This window comes from Hymenobacter chitinivorans DSM 11115 (genome assembly GCF_002797555.1).
GTDB classification, from domain to species: Bacteria; Bacteroidota; Bacteroidia; order Cytophagales; family Hymenobacteraceae; genus Hymenobacter; species Hymenobacter chitinivorans.
The window spans coordinates 328,432-345,715 of record NZ_PGFA01000004.1; the positions used below are offsets into that span (position 1 = coordinate 328,432).

General features: G+C 58.7%; 14 protein-coding genes. 8 read left to right on the forward strand and 6 right to left on the reverse strand.

Annotated features, from left to right (window positions below; all coding sequences use genetic code 11):
• Window positions 1-20: 20 nt before the first annotated feature.
• On the reverse strand, window positions 21-407 hold the full coding sequence (locus CLV45_RS21355) for a four helix bundle protein (RefSeq protein ID WP_100338516.1): 387 nt from the start codon (window positions 405-407) through the stop codon (window positions 21-23).
• A gap of 87 nt (window positions 408-494) precedes the next feature.
• Here CLV45_RS21355 and CLV45_RS21360 point away from each other — a divergent pair, with 87 nt between their 5' ends.
• Complete coding sequence (locus CLV45_RS21360) at window positions 495-2,066, forward strand: DHA2 family efflux MFS transporter permease subunit (RefSeq protein WP_100338517.1); 1,572 nt, start codon at window positions 495-497, stop codon at window positions 2,064-2,066.
• A gap of 640 nt (window positions 2,067-2,706) precedes the next feature.
• Here the strand turns inward: CLV45_RS21360 and CLV45_RS21370 are convergent.
• Complete coding sequence (locus tag CLV45_RS21370; RefSeq protein WP_211289986.1) at window positions 2,707-3,744, reverse strand: hypothetical protein; 1,038 nt, start codon at window positions 3,742-3,744, stop codon at window positions 2,707-2,709.
• A gap of 289 nt (window positions 3,745-4,033) precedes the next feature.
• On the opposite strand from CLV45_RS21370, the gene CLV45_RS21375 reads away from it, so the two are divergent.
• Both CLV45_RS21375 and CLV45_RS21380 read left to right on the forward strand, forming a co-directional pair.
• A complete protein-coding gene (locus CLV45_RS21375; protein WP_245882945.1) occupies window positions 4,034-5,257 on the forward strand; it encodes an alpha/beta hydrolase family protein in 1,224 nt (407 codons plus the stop codon).
• A gap of 433 nt (window positions 5,258-5,690) precedes the next feature.
• The gene (locus CLV45_RS21380; RefSeq protein WP_170061911.1) at window positions 5,691-8,096 is read left to right on the forward strand and encodes a T9SS type A sorting domain-containing protein; all 2,406 of its coding nucleotides are present in this window, start codon (window positions 5,691-5,693) and stop codon (window positions 8,094-8,096) included.
• A gap of 77 nt (window positions 8,097-8,173) precedes the next feature.
• Here CLV45_RS21380 and CLV45_RS21385 read toward each other — a convergent pair whose 3' ends face one another.
• The 3 genes from CLV45_RS21385 to CLV45_RS21395 form a co-directional block, all read right to left on the reverse strand.
• Window positions 8,174-9,004: a TPM domain-containing protein gene (locus CLV45_RS21385; protein WP_100338521.1), complete on the reverse strand. Its 831-nt coding sequence runs from the start codon at window positions 9,002-9,004 to the stop codon at window positions 8,174-8,176.
• A complete protein-coding gene (locus tag CLV45_RS21390; protein ID WP_100338522.1) occupies window positions 9,001-9,456 on the reverse strand; it encodes a TPM domain-containing protein in 456 nt (151 codons plus the stop codon). Before CLV45_RS21390 ends, CLV45_RS21385 begins: the two co-directional genes overlap by 4 nt.
• A gap of 87 nt (window positions 9,457-9,543) precedes the next feature.
• Window positions 9,544-10,122: a LemA family protein gene (locus CLV45_RS21395; RefSeq protein WP_100338523.1), complete on the reverse strand. Its 579-nt coding sequence runs from the start codon at window positions 10,120-10,122 to the stop codon at window positions 9,544-9,546.
• 194 nt (window positions 10,123-10,316) lie between these two features.
• Here CLV45_RS21395 and CLV45_RS21400 point away from each other — a divergent pair, with 194 nt between their 5' ends.
• Complete coding sequence (locus CLV45_RS21400; protein WP_100338524.1) at window positions 10,317-11,315, forward strand: sugar phosphate nucleotidyltransferase; 999 nt, start codon at window positions 10,317-10,319, stop codon at window positions 11,313-11,315.
• A 52-nt stretch (window positions 11,316-11,367) separates the two neighbouring features.
• Window positions 11,368-12,009 carry a DUF4272 domain-containing protein gene (locus CLV45_RS21405; RefSeq protein WP_100338525.1) on the forward strand — a complete coding sequence of 214 codons (642 nt, stop codon included), beginning with the start codon at window positions 11,368-11,370 and terminating at the stop codon, window positions 12,007-12,009.
• A 10-nt stretch (window positions 12,010-12,019) separates the two neighbouring features.
• On the opposite strand, the gene CLV45_RS21410 is transcribed toward CLV45_RS21405, so the two are convergent.
• Window positions 12,020-13,228 carry a hypothetical protein gene (locus CLV45_RS21410; RefSeq protein WP_100338526.1) on the reverse strand — a complete coding sequence of 403 codons (1,209 nt, stop codon included), beginning with the start codon at window positions 13,226-13,228 and terminating at the stop codon, window positions 12,020-12,022.
• A 315-nt stretch (window positions 13,229-13,543) separates the two neighbouring features.
• On the opposite strand from CLV45_RS21410, the gene CLV45_RS21415 reads away from it, so the two are divergent.
• The 3 genes from CLV45_RS21415 (at window position 13,544) to CLV45_RS21425 (ending at window position 17,018) form a co-directional block, all read left to right on the forward strand.
• Window positions 13,544-14,923 carry a hypothetical protein gene (locus CLV45_RS21415; RefSeq protein WP_157807717.1) on the forward strand — a complete coding sequence of 460 codons (1,380 nt, stop codon included), beginning with the start codon at window positions 13,544-13,546 and terminating at the stop codon, window positions 14,921-14,923.
• Window positions 14,924-15,016: 93 nt separating this feature from the next.
• Window positions 15,017-15,409: a hypothetical protein gene (locus tag CLV45_RS21420; RefSeq protein WP_100338528.1), complete on the forward strand. Its 393-nt coding sequence runs from the start codon at window positions 15,017-15,019 to the stop codon at window positions 15,407-15,409.
• Between the two features lie 160 nt (window positions 15,410-15,569).
• On the forward strand, window positions 15,570-17,018 hold the full coding sequence (locus CLV45_RS21425; protein ID WP_100338529.1) for a hypothetical protein: 1,449 nt from the start codon (window positions 15,570-15,572) through the stop codon (window positions 17,016-17,018).
• Window positions 17,019-17,284 lie beyond the last annotated feature (266 nt).

Consider the following 17,284-nt stretch of genomic DNA (forward strand, 5'->3'; position numbering starts at 1 on the left):
AAGAAACTCAATCTCACCTTTCATGACTTGCTCTGCTGCTTAGCTTTCTTGCGAATGGAAGCTAGAATGGAAAGGATTTCTCCATACTCTTTCTGTAAGGCCGTCATGCGGCTTTTTGCTACAATATTGGCATCGCCCAGCAGCTCCAGCCAGAACAAAGTTTCATCAGCTTCCTCTACGCAAATACATAGCTTGGCGTACCACTCGGCCGATGAGCGGCCCCGACAAGAAGCTCGAAAATTGGCGGCTACCGAAGTGGCTGAGCGCAATAATTGCTTACCAATAATAGCTGCCTCACCCGTGCGAGGCAGGTGCTGAAAAAGATAGATTACTCGTAACGCGGCTTGCTTAGTTCGGCCTCTCAAGTCTTCATTGAAGGATAGCAAATTGGCCGATAATACGTCCATATAAATAGGTGATAAGAAGTAGCGCTTCTAATCTAACCAATTAAGAACGCACAACTTCACCATTTCACAACTTCACCATCTCACCGCATGGAAACTGGATTTACCAAGTGGATCATCGTCATTACGGTGGTGCTCTGCTGCTTATTGGAGCTCATCGACACGAGTATCGTGAACGTGGCGCTCACCCAAATGATGGGTAACCTCTCGGCGACCCAGCAGGAGGTGACCTGGGTAATTGCCTCCTACGGCATTGCCAACGTAATTGTAATCCCGATGACGGGCTTCCTGGCCGAGCAGTTTGGCCGCCGCAACTACTACTTCGTGTCGGTGGTCATCTTCACGCTGGCCTCCATGGCTTGCGGCCAAAGCACCAACATCTGGGAGCTGGTGGCCTTCCGCTTCGTGCAGGGCATCGGGGGCGGCGCCTTGATGGCCACGTCCCAGGCTATTCTGATTGACACCTTCCCGCCCAAGCAGCTTCCGCTGGGGCAGGCTTTGTTCGGCATGGGCGTCATCATTGGCCCCACTATCGGCCCCACGCTGGGCGGCTACATCGTGGACAACTACGACTGGCCCTGGATTTTCTATGTCAACGTGCCTGTGGGCGTGCTGGCCGCTATTTTCACCATCCTGTTTATCCGGGACCCCGAGCGGATCAAAAACGCCATTCCGCGGCCCCTGCGCGAAATCGACTGGGCCGGTATTTTCCTGCTGATTCTGGGCGTGGGCTCGTTGCAGCTGGTGCTGGAGCAGGGCGAAACCGAGGACTGGTTTGAAAGCACCTACATCAACAGCTTCGCCGTGCTGGCCGCCATCGGCCTGATCGGCTTCGTGTGGCGGGAGCTGACGGCCAAGCAGCCCATCGTGGATTTGCGGGTGCTGGGCAAGAGCCGTAACCTGGCCGTGGGCGCGGTGCTCTCGTTCGTGCTGGGCTTCGGCATGTTTGCTTCGGTGTTCATCTTCCCCATTTTCACCCAGCGCATTCTGGGCTTTTCGGCGGCCCAAACCGGGTTCATGCTGTTGCCCGGGGCTCTGGCTTCGGGCTTCATGATGCCCGTCATCGGGCGGATGCTGCAGGCGGGCGTGCCCCAGAAGTTCATGATTCCGGTGGGCTTCCTGATCTTCTTCGTCTTCACCTTCTGGATGGCCCAGATTATTTCGCCCACGGCCGGGGAGTCCGACTTCTTCTGGCCCCTGATGGTGCGCGGCCTGGGCATGGGCCTGATTTTCCTGCCCATCACCACCATGAGCTTGGCGGGCCTCAAGGGCAAAGACGCGGGCCAGGCCGCCGGCCTCACCGGCATGATCCGCCAGCTCGGCGGCTCGTTTGGGGTGGCCATCGTGGGTACCTACCTGGAGCGCAGCATTGCCCAGAACCGTATCAGTCCGCTGGCTCACATCTCGCTCTACGATACCAACACCGTGCAGCGGATTCAGGCTTTCACGGCCAACTTCATGTCGCGCGGCTTTTCCTTCGACCAGGCCCAAAAGCAGGCTTACGCCGCCCTGGAAGGCATTCTGATGAAGCAGGTATCCATCATCACCTACTCCCAGGTGTTTTCCATGATTGGCCTGTTCTTCGTGGTTTGCCTGCCGTTGGTGCTGCTCATCAAGCGCGCCAAGACCAGTGAGAAAATCGACCTCAACGCCGCGCACTAGCGGTGAGGTGGTGAAATGGTGAGTTTGACGTTCTTCTTTCGGCTGTCATCCTGAGGCGGAGCCGAAGGACCTTCCTCACCTAACCCACTACAGCTCCTGCCAACGGCTAAAAGCCCTTTTCCGCTTATGCGGGAAAGGGCTTTTTGTGTTCCTGCACTGCGTCGGCCCTACCGGGTGGGCACTCCACTTGGTTTGAGCGGGCCACTCACTTGCTCAAGGAAGCCTTGTCGTATTCGAAAAGCGCCTCCCGTTTACTCGGGAAGGGCTGCACAAACTACAAAAGTGCTTCCCGAGTACGCAGGGAGGGCTACACTGTTTACAAAAGTGCTTCCCGTCTACTCGAGAGGCGCTACACTATTTACAAAAGCCCCTCCCGGGTAGACAGGAGGAGCTACATGAATTGCAAAAATGCCTCCCGCCTACTCAACAAGGGCCTCTTGGCTGGTCAGCACGGGCTACCGGAGTTATGGAAGCACCTGCTGACCAGCCAGCACGCCCTGTGGCGGTGGCCGAAAACGGCGACGCAGAAGGCGCACTTCATCCGGCTCCAACAAAAAAGCCCCGTCGTGCAGCACGACGGGGCTTTTCGATAGGTAAGACAAGCGCCAGAACGACAACTCACCATTTCACAACTTCACTACTATTGGTACTGGATGTAGAGAGGCTTGGGGGTGAGCTGGGTCAGAACTTCCACCGGGGTCATCAGGTGGTGGGGCTTGGGCTTGGGGTCGTACTCGTAGAACAGCTTGAAGCCCGTGTACTGCACCGGCTCGGTCTGGATGTAGTCGTGGTAGGAGTCCTTTTTCAGGGTGGGCTCACCGTGGCCGTCCATGTGCATCACGACCTGCACGCGCGGGTCGAGCTTGATGTTTTTGTAGTTGGTGAGCATTTTCCGCGTGAAGCGGTGCACCGTCAGCACCTTGGGCGGGAGGTTATTCTCGCTCACGATGCGGGCCAGGAAGTTGATGGTGAAGTTCACGTCCTTGGCGTCGAGGGTGCCGATGCGCTGGTTGGGCCGGATGCCGGGCATGGTGGCCAGCGAGAATTCAGGGTCGATGCCGAGGTGAATATCGGGCTGCTTGAGGTACTGCTCCAGCTTGGGCAGCTCGGCTTCCAGGGTGCTGTGGCCGGGCTGCACGTCCAGGAACAGGATGCACTTATGCTCGCGGGCCCAGGAAATAACTTCCTCGATGGTGGCCTTGGAGTTCATCAGGCGCCATTTGCCGTCCTTGCCGGCGGTACCCTGGGCGGTGATGGTCACGTTGTGCAGGGCGGGCTGCACCGGGATGCTGGGGTCGGCGGCCTGCCACTCGGCCAGGACTTTCTCAAACTTGCGGAACATCTGCTCCTTGGGCTCCCGGCCCAGAATACCCATGCCTTTCGAGCGAATGTTGCCGTAGAAAGCTACAATGCGCTTGCCCGGCAGGATGGCGCCCGGCAGCTGCCCGCTTTTGCGCACGATGGAGTCGGCCTTGAGCGAGTCGCGCAGCATGGCCTGCTTTTTCAGGGCCGCGCTGTCGATAACGACGGGCTTGGTGGGCACTTCGGCCGTGGCCTTGGTATCGGCCGATTCGCCGTCGGAGCGGGTGCCGCAGCTAGCAAAGGCGAGGGAGAACAGCAGGCCCAGAGCGGGGAGAAACGGGCGGGAAAAACGGGTAACAGAAGAAATGGACGACACTGAAGCAGGTGATGTTGAAGGCAAGACTGGTCAGCAAGTTACGGCTTTTTGCAGGGAAGCAAGGCTGAAAAAGTCAGCTTCGACGGTGCCAGCGGACCGCTTCCGGTTTTCCCAAGCCCGGTTCAGGCCCAGCTCCTTCCGGCTCAAAAGGTCGGTTAGGCTGGCCGTAGCGGGCTTTTTTGCCCAGGGCCGCCGTTGGTTGTGGGGCGCCGGATTTTCCTGAGAAGCCGAGGAAATCTTTTAAGCCTCACGGTGTTATGCAGGGGCTAATCAACTGTTTTACTCCGACGTGATTCTTAAGAAATTCAATCTTGGCCTGGCCCGTTTCACCTTCCTGCTGTGGGCCGGCATTAGCACGGTATCAGGCACGGGCTGTAGCAAAGATGCCGCCGCCCCGCAAACCGAAACGACCGAAACTACCCCGCCTGCTGCCCCTCACTTAGTCAGTAGCACCCTGATTGGGGAATACTCGCCCGCTCAGCTGGCTGGCCGGGTCAAGGACATTCCGCTGGTGGGCGCCCTGGTGCGCTACCCGATTCGGGTGTACCGCCTCACCTACACCACCCCCGACGCCACCGGGCAGCCAATTACGGCTTCCGGGGCCCTGCTGGTGCCGGTGACGACCCAGGCCATGCCTTTGCTCAGCTACCAACACGGCACCATCCGGCCCGACGACGAGGACCGCGCCCCCTCATACTACAGTTCCAGCAGTGAGGTGTACTCGGCCGTGTCGGTGCTGGCTTCCACGGGCTACATCGTGTCGGCCCCCGACTACATCGGCTACGGGGCTTCCAAAAACCGGCCCCACCCGTACGAGCACGCCGCGTCGTTAGCCTCGGCTTCGCTGGACATGCTGCGGGCCGCCCGCGAATTTGCGGCCAAGGAAAAGCTGGCCCTCAACCAGAAAAACTTCCTGCTGGGCTACTCCGAGGGCGGCTATGCCACGCTGGCCTTGCACAAGCTAATGGAGGAAAAAGCCGCCCAGGAGTTTACCGTCACGGCCAGTGCCCCTGGCGCCGGGGCCTACCACAAGTCGGCCTTCGCCGAGTACATCCTCAAGTCGGATGAGCCGCTGAACTTCCTGAGTACCTACGTGTGGGTGCTCGACACCTACAACCGGACCTACAGCCTGAACCGGCCCATCAATTACTACGTGAATGAGCCCTGGGCCACGCAGCTGCAAACCAACCTCTACGGGGAGGTTTCCAGTCAGGCCAAGGAGCTGTTTACGGCCAAGTTCCGCCAGGGCATTCTGGATAAAACCGACGCCCAGATGCTGGCCGCCTTCCGCGCCAACGACATCTACGACTGGCAGCCCAAGGCCCCGCTGGCCCTATTCCACGGCACCGCCGACGACTACGTGCCCTTCTTCAACTCCCAGCACGCCTACGACGCCATGAAGGCCCGGGGCGCCACCCAGGTCACGCTGCACCCGATTCAGGGCGGCAACCATTTTTCATCGGCCCCAAGCTACACGCTGCAGGCCTTTGCCTTCATTTCGCAGTACTACTAGTCTAGTATAGGGCATGGATAGCTTCTAGGGCTATTCAAAACCTGCCGCAAGGTGGCAGGTACCTTAATTAACGCGGTGGTACTGCAGGCAGGCTCATAGTGCCTGAATTGGCATTGATTTGACAAGAGAAATACCCAGTACCCGTTATGCAGCTTGATTAAATCGGGCGGCATAACGGGTATGTTTATTAATGCTTGATGTACGTGGAATGCGTAGCAGTGACAGGAGTCCTGACTTTACAACTACAACTGCTCTATGGGTCGCCAGTGTCTCAGCAGGTGAGGGCAGAGCAAATACTTCACTCAACAATAATTAGTACTAGAGTTTAGTCATATGATATGGGCTATATTGGATGATGTTTCATTCATTTTTATAGCACAATATGAAATTACTATTGTCTCCTTTTCTACTCCTAGGCCTAGCTGCGCTACCTATGAGCACTGCCCAAGGTCAAGCGCTGGACCTTACTTTTCAGACTACTGCGTTGTATCAGCCGGCAGGCACTACCGCTGCCGTTGTTCAATCTGATGGTAAGCGTGTGGTATTAGGCAATTTTACTCGCACCGATGCCGGCGTAGGTACACAATTGCTAGTGCGCTATAATGCTGATAATACCGTTGATCAGGCGTTTTTTACTAACGTGACCACACTGCGTGGTAGTATCAGTAATGTACGTGTGCTGGCTTCTGGCAAGCTGTTACTCATCGGTGATGGAACGGTGACCCTAAATGGAGTCGTTCGTCAAGATCTGCTGCTACTCAATGCCGACGGCACAGCTGATCCTAGTTTCGACGCAGGGTTGGCCAGTGGTGCAGGCCGGGCTCGAGTGTCGGCTGTGCAGACTGATGGTAAGATATTACTCGGCGGTACTTTTGTTACCTACAATAACGTGCCAGCCCAGCGTATTGTGCGACTATTGCCTACGGGGGAAATAGATGCGACTTTCAGCGCGGGTACCCAGTTCAATGACACCGTTGATGAATTGACCCTGCAGCCTGATGGTAAGATTCTGGTTGGTGGTGCTTTCGACTCGCCCGCAGCAGTAGCGCGGCTACTGACCAACGGAACGCTAGACCCCAGCTTTAGCTCACCCCTGAAAACAGACGCACGGATTTCTTTGATCGGCGTACAGCCCGACGGTAAAATTCTATTGAGCAGCTCCGTGTTCGAGCTAAACTTTCTTAACGGCAACAAGCGCATTTTAGGGCGTTTATTGGTCAATGGCACTGCTGACCCGGCGTTTACCGGTAGTGATGTCTCTATTAGCAGTGCTAGAACACTTAATTCAAACGATGCTAGCGAGTTCATTCTGCAAACCGATGGGCGGTTTGTTGTACCACTTACCGGATCAATCAATGGTGTACCAACAAACGGCCTCGTGCGCATCAACACGAGTGGAACTCGGGACAACAGCTTTACTTCTCTCTTGCCTGGAGATATTACAGTAACCTCCCTGCAACGTGAAGCCAGCGGCCAGCTATTAGTCGGTGGAAATGGGTTTCGGCAAAGTGGCCGCCGTAATAGTCTGCTAGTACTCGGTGCAAACGGGGCCGCTGCCACTACTTTTAACCCGGTACTACTGACTGACGGAGCATTATCCAGCATTGTTCAACAGCCTGATGGTAAGATTGTAGTCGGTGGTCGTTTCGATGAGGCGAACGGGGTAAGGGCCAATAACCTAACGCGGTTTAATCAGGACGGCAGCGTGGATACTTCATTTCCCACCCAAACGGCTAACAGATTTGCTGTAGTCAAAGTAGGCTTGCAGCCCGATGGCAAAATACTGGCTTGCGGGACCGAGTCGGTGACAGGAAGTGCTATAACTCAGCGGTTGGTCCGGTTGTTACCATCCGGAGAGGTCGACAATACTTTCCAGGTGCCCACAGATTTGGAAGTAACGTCGTTTGCGTTGCAGCCCAGCGGTGCTATTGTCACGAGTAGCTTTTCTAGTATGAGCCGATTATTAGCTGACGGACAGCTTGACTACAGCTTTGCGGTCAGCAGACCCAGCGGTTCCATCATTGCGTTAGCTACGCAACCCGATGGCAAAATATTGGTTGGGGGCAGGTTTCAAGGCTACAATGGGGCATTCTTGTGGGCATTAGTGCGGCTTCTGCAAGATGGGAATCTTGACCCTACCTTCAGCACCCCTATTCAGACCACGGCGGAAACGACGATAAGTGAAATTCTGGTGCAGCCTGACGGTAAAATCGTAGCTGGGGGCTGGGTTAACGATACATATCCAGCCACAAGAGCGTTTGGATTGTTCCGCTTGCTACCCAGCGGGGCTACAGATAACGCCTTTTCGGCGACCCTGCCTACTGTCAATGGCTTAACCTCCGTACGCGGGCTAGCCTTACAGCCTAATGGTCGTATTCTAGTAGCTACCTCAAACAACACACTACTGCGCCGGATGCCTGATGGAGCAATCGACAATTCCTTTAATGATGTGTTATCCAATGCCGTTGTCGAAGATATTGTGGTACAGCCCGATGGAAAAATTCTGGCAGCGGGCTCTTTTACCACTGTCGCTGGTCAACCGGTAGTGGGCCTGGTCCGCCTGATGGCCTCCAACGTGCTGCACGTATCCAACACCCAGCTTGAAGCCCGCACCCAGGCCTGGCCCGTGCCCGCCCACCAAACCCTGAACCTTTCCCTCGACGCTACGGCTCAGCCCGAATCAGTGCAGCTGCTCGACAACTTGGGCCGCACCGTTCTTACCCGGAAGGCTACGCAAGCTGAGTTGAAGCTTCCTTTACGGGAAGTAAAAGCCGGCGTGTATCTGCTCCGCGTAAACTACACCAGCGGCCCCGTAACGCGCCGCGTGGTGGTCGAGTAACTGCCGCAATGCCCAAGCAAAAAGGCCTGAACCACCGCGGTTCAGGCCTTTTTGCTTGGGAAGAATACTTCGTGTGTTTACCAGCTGCCGCTGGCCCCGCCGCCGCCGGAGGAACCGCCCCCGAAGCCGCCGAAGCCGCCACCGCCACCGCCGCCAAAACCACCGCCGAAGCCGCCTCCGCCGCCAAACACGCCTCGGCCCCCGCTGAAGTCACCGAAGATGATGGGCGGAATCATGCCGCCCCGGAACCCGCCGCCCCGGCCGCCCCGGCCCCCGCCGCGGCTGCTGATCAGGATAAAGAGCACGATGCCGCCGACAATCAGCCAGAACATCCAGCCCGAGCCGCTCGAGTCTTCGCGCTGCTGCCGCACCGGAGCCTGCTCGGCCTGGTACTCACCCTTGGCCAGGGCAATGAGCTGGTCGGTGGCCCGGTCGAGGCCCTCGTAGTAGCGTTCCTCTTTGAACGCCGGCACGATGGTGTTGGAAATGATGCGCTTAGCCAGGGCGTCCGGAATGGCCCCTTCCAGGCCGTAGCCGGTCTGGATGCGGGCCAGGTGCTCCTGCTGAGCCACCAGCACCAGTACGCCGTTGTTCTTGCCCTTCTGCCCGATGCCCCAGCTTTCGTAGAGGTTCTGGGAGTAGTTGGCAATGTCGTCGTCGCCGAGGCTGGGCACGGTTACTACCGCAATCTGCGAGGAGGTGGAGTCGTTGTAGGCCACCAGCTTCCGCTCCAGGGCAGCTTCCTCGTCGGGTTGCAGCATGCCGGCCAGGTCATTGACCAGGCGGGGCGGGTTGGGGCGGGGTGGTACCTGCTGGGCCCAGCCGGCTACGCTCAGCGTGAGCCCAACAACAAGCAGCAGGAAACGAAGCCAGTGCCGCAGCACGGGCGCAGGGGAGAGGTTGCTCATACGCGGGGCGGCACGGAGTCGCCGTAGGAAATAGAGTCGTCGAGCTCGTTTTTGTCGGTTTTGGCGTCGTAGGGGAAGTAGCGCTTGAGCTGCTCGCCCACCATACGCACGCCCCGCTCCAGGCCCACCACGTACTTGCCAGCCCGGAAATGTTCCAGCACGGTTTCCTTGGTGATTTCCCAGAAGTCGTCCGACACGGCCGCGTTGATGCCCGAGTCGCCGATGACGGCAAACTGCCGGGTTTGCCAGGCCAGGTAAAACAGCACGCCGTTGCGCTGGGCGGTATTGTGCATGCCCAGCTCGGCAAACACCTGGGCGGCGCGGTCCAGGGGCTCGGGCGTGGGGCAGGTATCTTCCAGATGCACCCGAATTTCCCCGGAGGTGGTGATTTCGGCTTGCCGGATGGCGGCCACCAACGCGGCTTCCTGCTCCGGGGTAATAGGATTGGTCATGGTATGCTGTTTTTGGTGATTCGTTTGCGGTTTTTGGCTTCGGCCAAGAAAAGGGCCAAAACCAAAAACCAGAAGCCAAAAACGACCTTAGAACTGCACAGTGGGCGCTTTCTGCGAAGCGGCGTCGGCTTCGAAATAGGGTTTCTCCTTGAAGCCGAACATCCCGGCGAAAATGTTGTTGGGGAAGGACTTCACCGTGCCGTTGTAGTCATTGGTGATGGTGTTGAACTTGTTGCGCTCCACGTTGATGCGGTTTTCAGTGCCCTCAATCTGGGCCTGCAGCTCCTGGAAGTTGGCATTGGCCTTCAGCTCGGGGTAGTTTTCCGACACGGCCAGCAAACGACCCAGGCCGGAGCTCACCTGGCTCTGGGCTTCCTGGAATTGCTTGATGTTCTCGGGCGTCAGGTTTTCGGCCGAGAGCTGCACGCTCGTGGCCTTGGCCCGGGCATTGATAACGTCGGTCAGCGTCGATTTTTCGAAGTTGGCAGCGCCTTTCACGGTGTTCACCAGGTTCGGAATCAGGTCGGAGCGGCGCTGGTAGGCACTCTGCACGTTGGCCCACTGGGCTTTCACGGCCTGGTCTTTCGACACCATCGTGTTATAGCCGCAAGACGATTGGCTCAGCAGCACGACCAGCCCGATTAGGTACAGAAGAAGACGTTTCATGAGAAAAGGGAATAGGGAGTTGGAAGAAAAAGAGGAAAGAAGGGTGTCAGGCAAATGGGCCCATTAGCCAAACTACCGGCCCAGGGCGCGGTTGCTGTCGGGTTCCCAGTACGAATTCAGGTCATTGCGGTTGTATTATGGTCCGCTCCCACAATGATTCACTATTTTGCGGACTTACGCATGTTTCATACCGCATGAAAGCTGTTATCCCTGTCGCTGGTATTGGTTCCCGCCTGCGCCCCCACACCCACACCCAGCCGAAGTCGCTGGTGCCGGTGGCCGGCAATACCATTCTGGGTCATATCATTGACCGCCTGCAGGACGCCGGAATTGAGGAATTCGTGTTCATCATCGGCTACCTCGGCGAAAAAATCGAGAGCTACGTGCGCCGCTACTATCCGCAGCTGCGCTCCACCTTCGTCATTCAGGAGCCGCGCGAGGGCATCGGCCACGCCCTGTGGCTGGCCCGCGACACCTTCCGCCACGACCCGGACGGCGTGCTCATCATGCTCGGCGACACCATCGTGGACGTAGACCTGCGTCAGTTATTGCGCACCGAGGGCAACGTGCTGGCCGTGAAGGAAGTCAAGACGCCGTCGATATTCGGGGTGGTCGAAACCAGCAACAACGGCCGGGTGACCAAGGTGATTGAGAAGCCCCGGATTCCGAAGTCGAACTACGCTCTGGTGGGCCTCTACAAGATTGCCGACCCGGCCTGGCTGGCTTCGGCCCTGGAGCGCATCATCGAGCAGGACTTGCGCACCCACAACGAATTCCAGCTCACCGACGCGCTGATGCTCATGATTCAGGACGGCGCCCAGATGACCACCGCCCCCGTGGACCACTGGTTTGACTGCGGCCGCAAGGATTCGTTGCTCGAAGCCAACGCCAAGCTGCTGAACCGGCCCGAATTCCTGGGCAACAAGTACCCTGAGTTTCCCGACACCATCATCATTCCCCCGGTTAGCATCGGTAAGGACTGCCAGATTTCGCACTCCATCATCGGGCCCAACGTGGCCATCGGCGACCGGACCATCGTGAAGAACACCATCCTGAGCGACTCCATCATCGGCTCTTACTCGGAGCTGCGCCAGGCCGTGATGCACGACTGCATCGTGGGCTCGGATGCCTCATTTCGGGGCCTGAACCACAGCCTGAACATCGGCGACAACACCGAAATCGACTACAGCTAGGGCGGTGAAATAGTGAGTTTTAGGTTCTGGCGCCGCCGATAGTACAAGTAATATGACCGAGGAGTTTAAGTTTCAAACCAAGACCGAGTCGGAAGGCAAGGTGCTGATGCTGGGTGGCCGCGTCTGCGACTGGCTGCCGATTCTGGACACGCCAGCCGTGCGCGCGGTGGCCGAAGTGCAGGGCCGCATGAGCGTGCTGAACGCGCTGATCTACATCGGCTTTCAGGCCCCCGTCGATATTATCCGTGACTGGCTGACCCGGCACGATTTGCTGGTGTTTCTCTCGGCCGAGGAAGAGGCCCTGCTGCAAAAGGACAACGCCGCGCTGACCGAGCAGGAGCTGATCAACCTGCGCTGGAGCCTGGAAAGCCTCTGGGCCCTGATGTGGGCCACCGGTATGACCAACGAGCTGCAACCTACCGAGTGGTGCGGCGACGACATGGCCACGATGCTCCCGGATCTGGAGCGCAACGAGGACAACGCCAAGCTGGCCCAGCCCTTGCTGCTACGCCCCACGGAGGAGCTCTACCGCATGCTCGACTACTACTACCGCCTGCACTGGTACTGCGTGGATGAGCGCCTCAACGGCCGCGAAGCCGTAATATCGGAGAGCCTGGTGTACGAGCGACGCAAAGCCCTGGAGTGGGTCTTCAACCGGGCCGCGGACTGGGACAACGTGGAGATGAGCACCTAGGCGGCTCTTGCTACTCGTACTTGGGCGTAACGAGCGAGTAGCGCACCGCGCTGCTACTCAGCGTGTCGACATACAGCGTGAGGTGGCCACCCAGGCTGGGCGTCAAATGAAAGCGGACCTCGGTAGGCTGCCGGGGCGCCGCAAACTTGCGCAGCTGGCTCAGGCTTATCGGCCGGTGCGCTAGCAGATTGTTGCGAGTCAATACGAGCAGAACCTTATTACCCGCGTCGAACAAATAGTGGGAGCGAGTCTGGGCCAGGTACTGGTGGGTGAAGGCGTAGCCCATTTCAGCTTGCGTGCCGTGGAAGTTGAAGCGGCCGGTTTCGCGGCCATTCAGGTCGAGCAAATACGCATTAGGACCGTTTATTTCCCGGCTGGTCAGGCCACCATCCGCGTCCAGATAGGCTGTGCCTTCGTACACGGCCAGCACCGCGTTGTCGTCTACGAGAAGTGCGCCGGCCGCCTCCCGGTCTTTGCGGGCCAGGCTTACGTGGCGGCCATCGGCATGCACTATTTCGTAGGACGTGACCAGGGTGCGGCCGTCCGGAGTCAGCGTTATGTGGTCTTTGGCCCCGAAGGCCCAGCCTTGCCTTCCAATGTGGCGCACTTTGCCGGTGGCCGCGTCTAGCAACAGCAGAGCCTCACCGCCATTGTCGGAGTCGTGCAGGTAAAACGGGACGACAAAGACCAGGGCGTTGAACCCGGGCAGGTAGCCGTAGAAATCGGGGGCCGCCGCCGCGGACTCGTTGACGTGGCCTTGGCTCATGGCGGCAGCAAAGTCGGCCTTGTGCAGCGTGGTGGCAAACCGGGACTTGCCATTGGCGGCCACTAGGCGCACGGTATATTCCACGTCGTAGCCGTAGCTGCCTTCCAGGGCCCAGGCCTCGGTCTGACCAGTGGCCACGTCGGTCGAGTCCTGCGGATTGCTGGGCACCGGCAGGTGGCGGCGGGGGTTAGTTTTGGCGCTGGTCAGCACCCGGTATTGCTGCCCCCCGAGGCTGACCAGCGGCGGCCGGTGCGTCGAATCGGTCAGGGAGTGGAGCGTCACGAAGGGCGCGGCCGTATCGGCTACGGCGGGCCCCGGGCGGCGGGCCGGCACGGCGGGAGCAGCAGATTCCGCGGGGGCGGTAGGAGCCGAGGTGGTAGCCGCGGGCTGGCGCGACTCGCAGCTCAGCAGCGCGGCGCTTAGCAGCAGGGCCGCCAAAAATGATTTGCACATAGCTACAGAATAATCACCCAGGCTCACCAACAGACTCCAAGCTGGACGCTACAAGATGCGCAACGGCTGCCAGATAATCCAGCCGGTCGGGGCAATTAGGAGCCATTGGTCAGACTCATTTAGTCCGGCTGCCGCGTTTTGGCACAGTTTTAAGCCCCTGACGGGTACGGTCTTGCTCCGGTTGCCGGACCGGCGTGCGGTTTTTGCCGTAAAATTTTATAGCCTTACGTACGTTCCACCCACAACCTGCCGGCCGTGCTGGCAGTACGCAGAGGGCGGCGCTTTGTCGACGGCTCTTAATTTGTTCGAATGCATTTGACCAGTTCTTTCCGTCTGCTTCCGGCTCTGGCCCTGGCCCTGGGCCTGCTACTGTTGCCCGGCTGTTACTCCCGCAAAGATATCAAGGAGGAAACCGGGGCTGAAACGCCCACGGAGGTGCCGCCCACTGAAGCTCCCGGAGCCGTAGCGCCCAAAGAAACGCCGGCTGCGGCAGCTACTCCCGCGGCGGCCAGTGCCGGCCCGCTCACCCAGGTCAACGTGTTTCTGGAAGTGTCGGGCTCGATGGAAGGCTTTATGCCCAAAACCGGCGCCAGCGGCTCCAACACCCGCTTTCAGCAGCACGTAGCGCAGTTTTTGTCGGAAGTAAACCGCAGCCCGGCGGCCCGCAAAACCTTTCTGCGCATCAAGGAGAAGCCCTACCGCGACTCCTACCAGCAGCTCTCCCAAACCGTGCGCGGCGGGATTCAGCAGCCGGCCAGCAGCACTGATATTCCCACGGTGCTCGACACGCTGGTGGCCAATTACTACGCGCCCAACTCGGTGAGCGTGCTGATTTCGGACTTTATCTACTCGCCCAAAAACGCCGGGGCCATTCCCTACATCAGCACCGACATTACCGACGCCCTCAACCGCGCCCAGCGCCCGGACCTGGCCGTGTCGGTGTACGGCTACGCGTCCGACTTCCGCGGCACCTACTACCCGGCCCTGACTTCGAGCGTGAAGCGCATCAACAGCTGCTGCGACACGGATATTCCCTACTACTTCTGGGTAATTGGGCCCGCCGACGCCGTGCGGCGCTTCGATAACGCGCTGCTGGAAAAGCAGCCCGCCCAGCAGGCCCACTTCGGGGTGAAATACCCGGTGCCGGCCTCGTCCCTGCTCAGCCGCTTCCAGAACGTGGGTTCCTGGTACTACGGAGAGAAAGACGCCAGCAAACGGGCCGCCGGGGCCAGCTACCACACCGTAGCCGTGAGCAGCGTGTCGGCAAAGGAGCCGGTGGAGTTCGTCGTCGGCCTGGATTTGAAAACGCTGCCGGGTCTGTACCGCGACGTAAAGTATCTGAAGCCCAATCTGAAACTACAGGCCCAGGACACCGACGCCAAGATTATCGACGTGTTTGCGGCCACCGACCAGACGAAAAACAGCAGCGGGGCCGAAAATCAGTACACGCATTTTGTCAAAGTGCGCGTTACCAAGCTCGGCAAAGCTGCCCGCCCGCTCCAGCTCGTGCTGCAAAACCAGCGCCCGGCCTGGATTGGGCAGTGGACCACCAAAAACGACGGCAACATCAACCAGGCCGGCGCTAAGACTTTTGCCCTAAGTTCCCTGCTCGACGGTGTAGAAGCCGTAACGACTTCCGGGCAGGACAAGGCTCCGGTTTTTACCATTCCGCTCATCCTGCAGCCGGCAGATTAATATACAAGTTGATTGTTGGGAGCTGATTGGTGACTTTTTTAACAATCAACCCCTAACAATCAACAACCAGCAGTCAACTCCCAATAATCCCCCATGAAAGGCTTCTTCCGCTTCATCTACGAACTCATCGGCTCCCCCCAGCCCCCGTCCGAAACGCCGGTGTACCGGGAGGTGATTTTCCCCAACGTGGGCCTGCTTACCCTCGGCGTTTCCCTGGCCATGGTCCTGATTTTCTACTACCTCATCAACCGGGCCATGGGCGTGGCCACCTTTAACAAGGTGCGGCACTGGGTTACTTTCCTGGTTATCAATGCCCTGCTGGCCTTTATCATCGGTATCTGGCAAGCTAATTCCCAGGCCGTGGCCTCCCACAGCTACATCTACTGGATGTCGACCTGGAACGCCATTTTGGGCCTGTTCTGGTTTTTCCTGTTCTCCGTCATCCTCAAGCGCGGCTCCACCAACGCCAGCACGACTCCTTTTTAAGGCCGAACGAAACTCCCCTCCTTGTTGAAAGGAGGGGTGCCCGAAGGGCGGGGTGGTTGAAACGTCAGAACTCTGTCGTGCAACTAACTCCGCAGGTCTTCAAACTGCATCATCCCCACATCATCTCTACCGGGGAGATTCGTCAAACTTCAACTCCAACATGGCTAAACTGTTCATTTTCGGCATTGGCGGCACCGGTTCCCGCGTCATTCGGTCCCTGACCATGCTGCTGGCCTCGGGCGTGAAGCTCGCCAACTGCGACCGGGTGGTGCCCATCATCATCGACCCCGACGCCCACAACGGCGACATGAACCGCACGGTCGATATGCTCAAGAGCTACCAGCAGATCTACCAGCGCCTGGGCAAGCGCGACGAGGGTTTCTTCCAGACCGACATCAGCACGCTCAGCAGTATCTCGGCCGACAGCAACGGCGGCGTAAAAGACACCTTCGTGTTCGACTTCGGCGGCATCAACCAAAGCTTCCGCCAGTACCTGAGCTACGACCAACTTTCCGTCGATTCCAAGGGGCTGGTCGAGCTGCTCTTCACCCAGGACAACCTGGAAAGCCCGCTCACCATCGGTTTCCGGGGCTCGCCCAACGTGGGCAGCATTGTGCTGAATAAAGTGGTGGAGTCGCCGGAAATCCGGTTTTTCGCCGACAACTTCCAGGCCGGGGACCGGGTATTCTTTATCTCCAGCATCTTCGGCGGTACCGGCGCGGCCGGCTTCCCGCTGCTGCTCAAGAACCTCAAGGATCAGAATACCCGCCTGAGCAACGCCCGCTACCTGCGCGACGCCCTCACCGGGGCCGTGACGGTGATGCCCTACTTCGCCCTGCAGAGCGAGGACAACTCCATCATCGACTCCAATTCCTTCCTGACCAAGACCAAGGCCGCGCTCAGCTACTACGAGCACAACCTGCAGGGCCTCGACGCGCTGTACTACCTGGCCGACACGCCCGACACGCCCTACGAAAACCAGCCCGGCGGCACGGCCCAGCGCAACAAGGCCCACCTCATCGAGCTGCTAGCCGCCCTGAGCGTGGTGGATTTCATGCAGTATACTGATGCCGAGCTGCGCAACGGCGGCCCGCACTTCCACGAGTACGGCCTCGGCGTGGACACCCAGGAGCTCAACTTCAGCCACCTGCCCGACGAGTCGCGGGAGCTGATTGCCAAGAACCTGACCCAGCTGCTCTACTTCTCGCGCTACCACAAGCAGCACCTGCCCACCGACAAGGCGCCCTATTTCGACAACCTGAACCTGGACCACGCCCTGCGCAACGAGCCCATATTCAAGGAGCTCAACAACTTCCTGCACAGCCCCGAGTACGGCGTGGACGAGTGGCTGAAGGAGCTGGCCCAAAACCGCCGCGCCTTCCGTCCCTTCGATTTGACCACCGACGACTTCAACGCCATGATTGCCGGCAAGCCCGTGGAAAAGAAGTGGAACGACTTCTTCAACAAAGGACTGAGCCAGAACTACTTCCTCAACCAACTCAACGACGCGGCCAAGTCGGTGCAGGAACCCGACAACTTCAAGAAGCTCGTGGCTTTGTTCGATAGAGTGACGGACAAAGCCTTTGAGGAAAAGGTGAAAGTGGTGTAGTTAAACGACAAGCTCCCCTCCTCAGATGAGGAGGGGACGCCGTGCCGAAGGCGCGGCTGGGGTGGTTGACGTCGTTGCTGATGTTGTTTGGTTGAACTACCAATCAGAACGTCATGCTGAGCGAAGTCGAAGCATCTCTACCGCTTCGTTGAGCTGCTAATCCAACGAAACAACGCCAAACCACCCCGCCCTTCGGGCACCCCTCCTTTCAACAAGGAGGGGAGTTGACGCCCTCCTGCCGCACCCTTTCAGCGGCTCTACTTACC

What these genes read in the sequence shown, in the direction of transcription:
- CLV45_RS21355 (WP_100338516.1), bottom strand. Translation starts at nt 407, where the DNA reads ATGGACGTATTATCGGCCAATTTGCTATCCTTCAATGAAGACTTGAGA.
- CLV45_RS21360 (WP_100338517.1), top strand. Translation starts at nt 495, where the DNA reads ATGGAAACTGGATTTACCAAGTGGATCATCGTCATTACGGTGGTGCTC.
- CLV45_RS21380 (WP_170061911.1), top strand. Translation starts at nt 5,691, where the DNA reads ATGAGCACTGCCCAAGGTCAAGCGCTGGACCTTACTTTTCAGACTACT.
- CLV45_RS21385 (WP_100338521.1), bottom strand. Translation starts at nt 9,004, where the DNA reads ATGAGCAACCTCTCCCCTGCGCCCGTGCTGCGGCACTGGCTTCGTTTC.
- CLV45_RS21390 (WP_100338522.1), bottom strand. Translation starts at nt 9,456, where the DNA reads ATGACCAATCCTATTACCCCGGAGCAGGAAGCCGCGTTGGTGGCCGCC.
- CLV45_RS21395 (WP_100338523.1), bottom strand. Translation starts at nt 10,122, where the DNA reads ATGAAACGTCTTCTTCTGTACCTAATCGGGCTGGTCGTGCTGCTGAGC.
- CLV45_RS21400 (WP_100338524.1), top strand. Translation starts at nt 10,317, where the DNA reads ATGAAAGCTGTTATCCCTGTCGCTGGTATTGGTTCCCGCCTGCGCCCC.
- CLV45_RS21405 (WP_100338525.1), top strand. Translation starts at nt 11,368, where the DNA reads ATGACCGAGGAGTTTAAGTTTCAAACCAAGACCGAGTCGGAAGGCAAG.
- CLV45_RS21410 (WP_100338526.1), bottom strand. Translation starts at nt 13,228, where the DNA reads ATGTGCAAATCATTTTTGGCGGCCCTGCTGCTAAGCGCCGCGCTGCTG.
- CLV45_RS21420 (WP_100338528.1), top strand. Translation starts at nt 15,017, where the DNA reads ATGAAAGGCTTCTTCCGCTTCATCTACGAACTCATCGGCTCCCCCCAG.
- CLV45_RS21425 (WP_100338529.1), top strand. Translation starts at nt 15,570, where the DNA reads ATGGCTAAACTGTTCATTTTCGGCATTGGCGGCACCGGTTCCCGCGTC.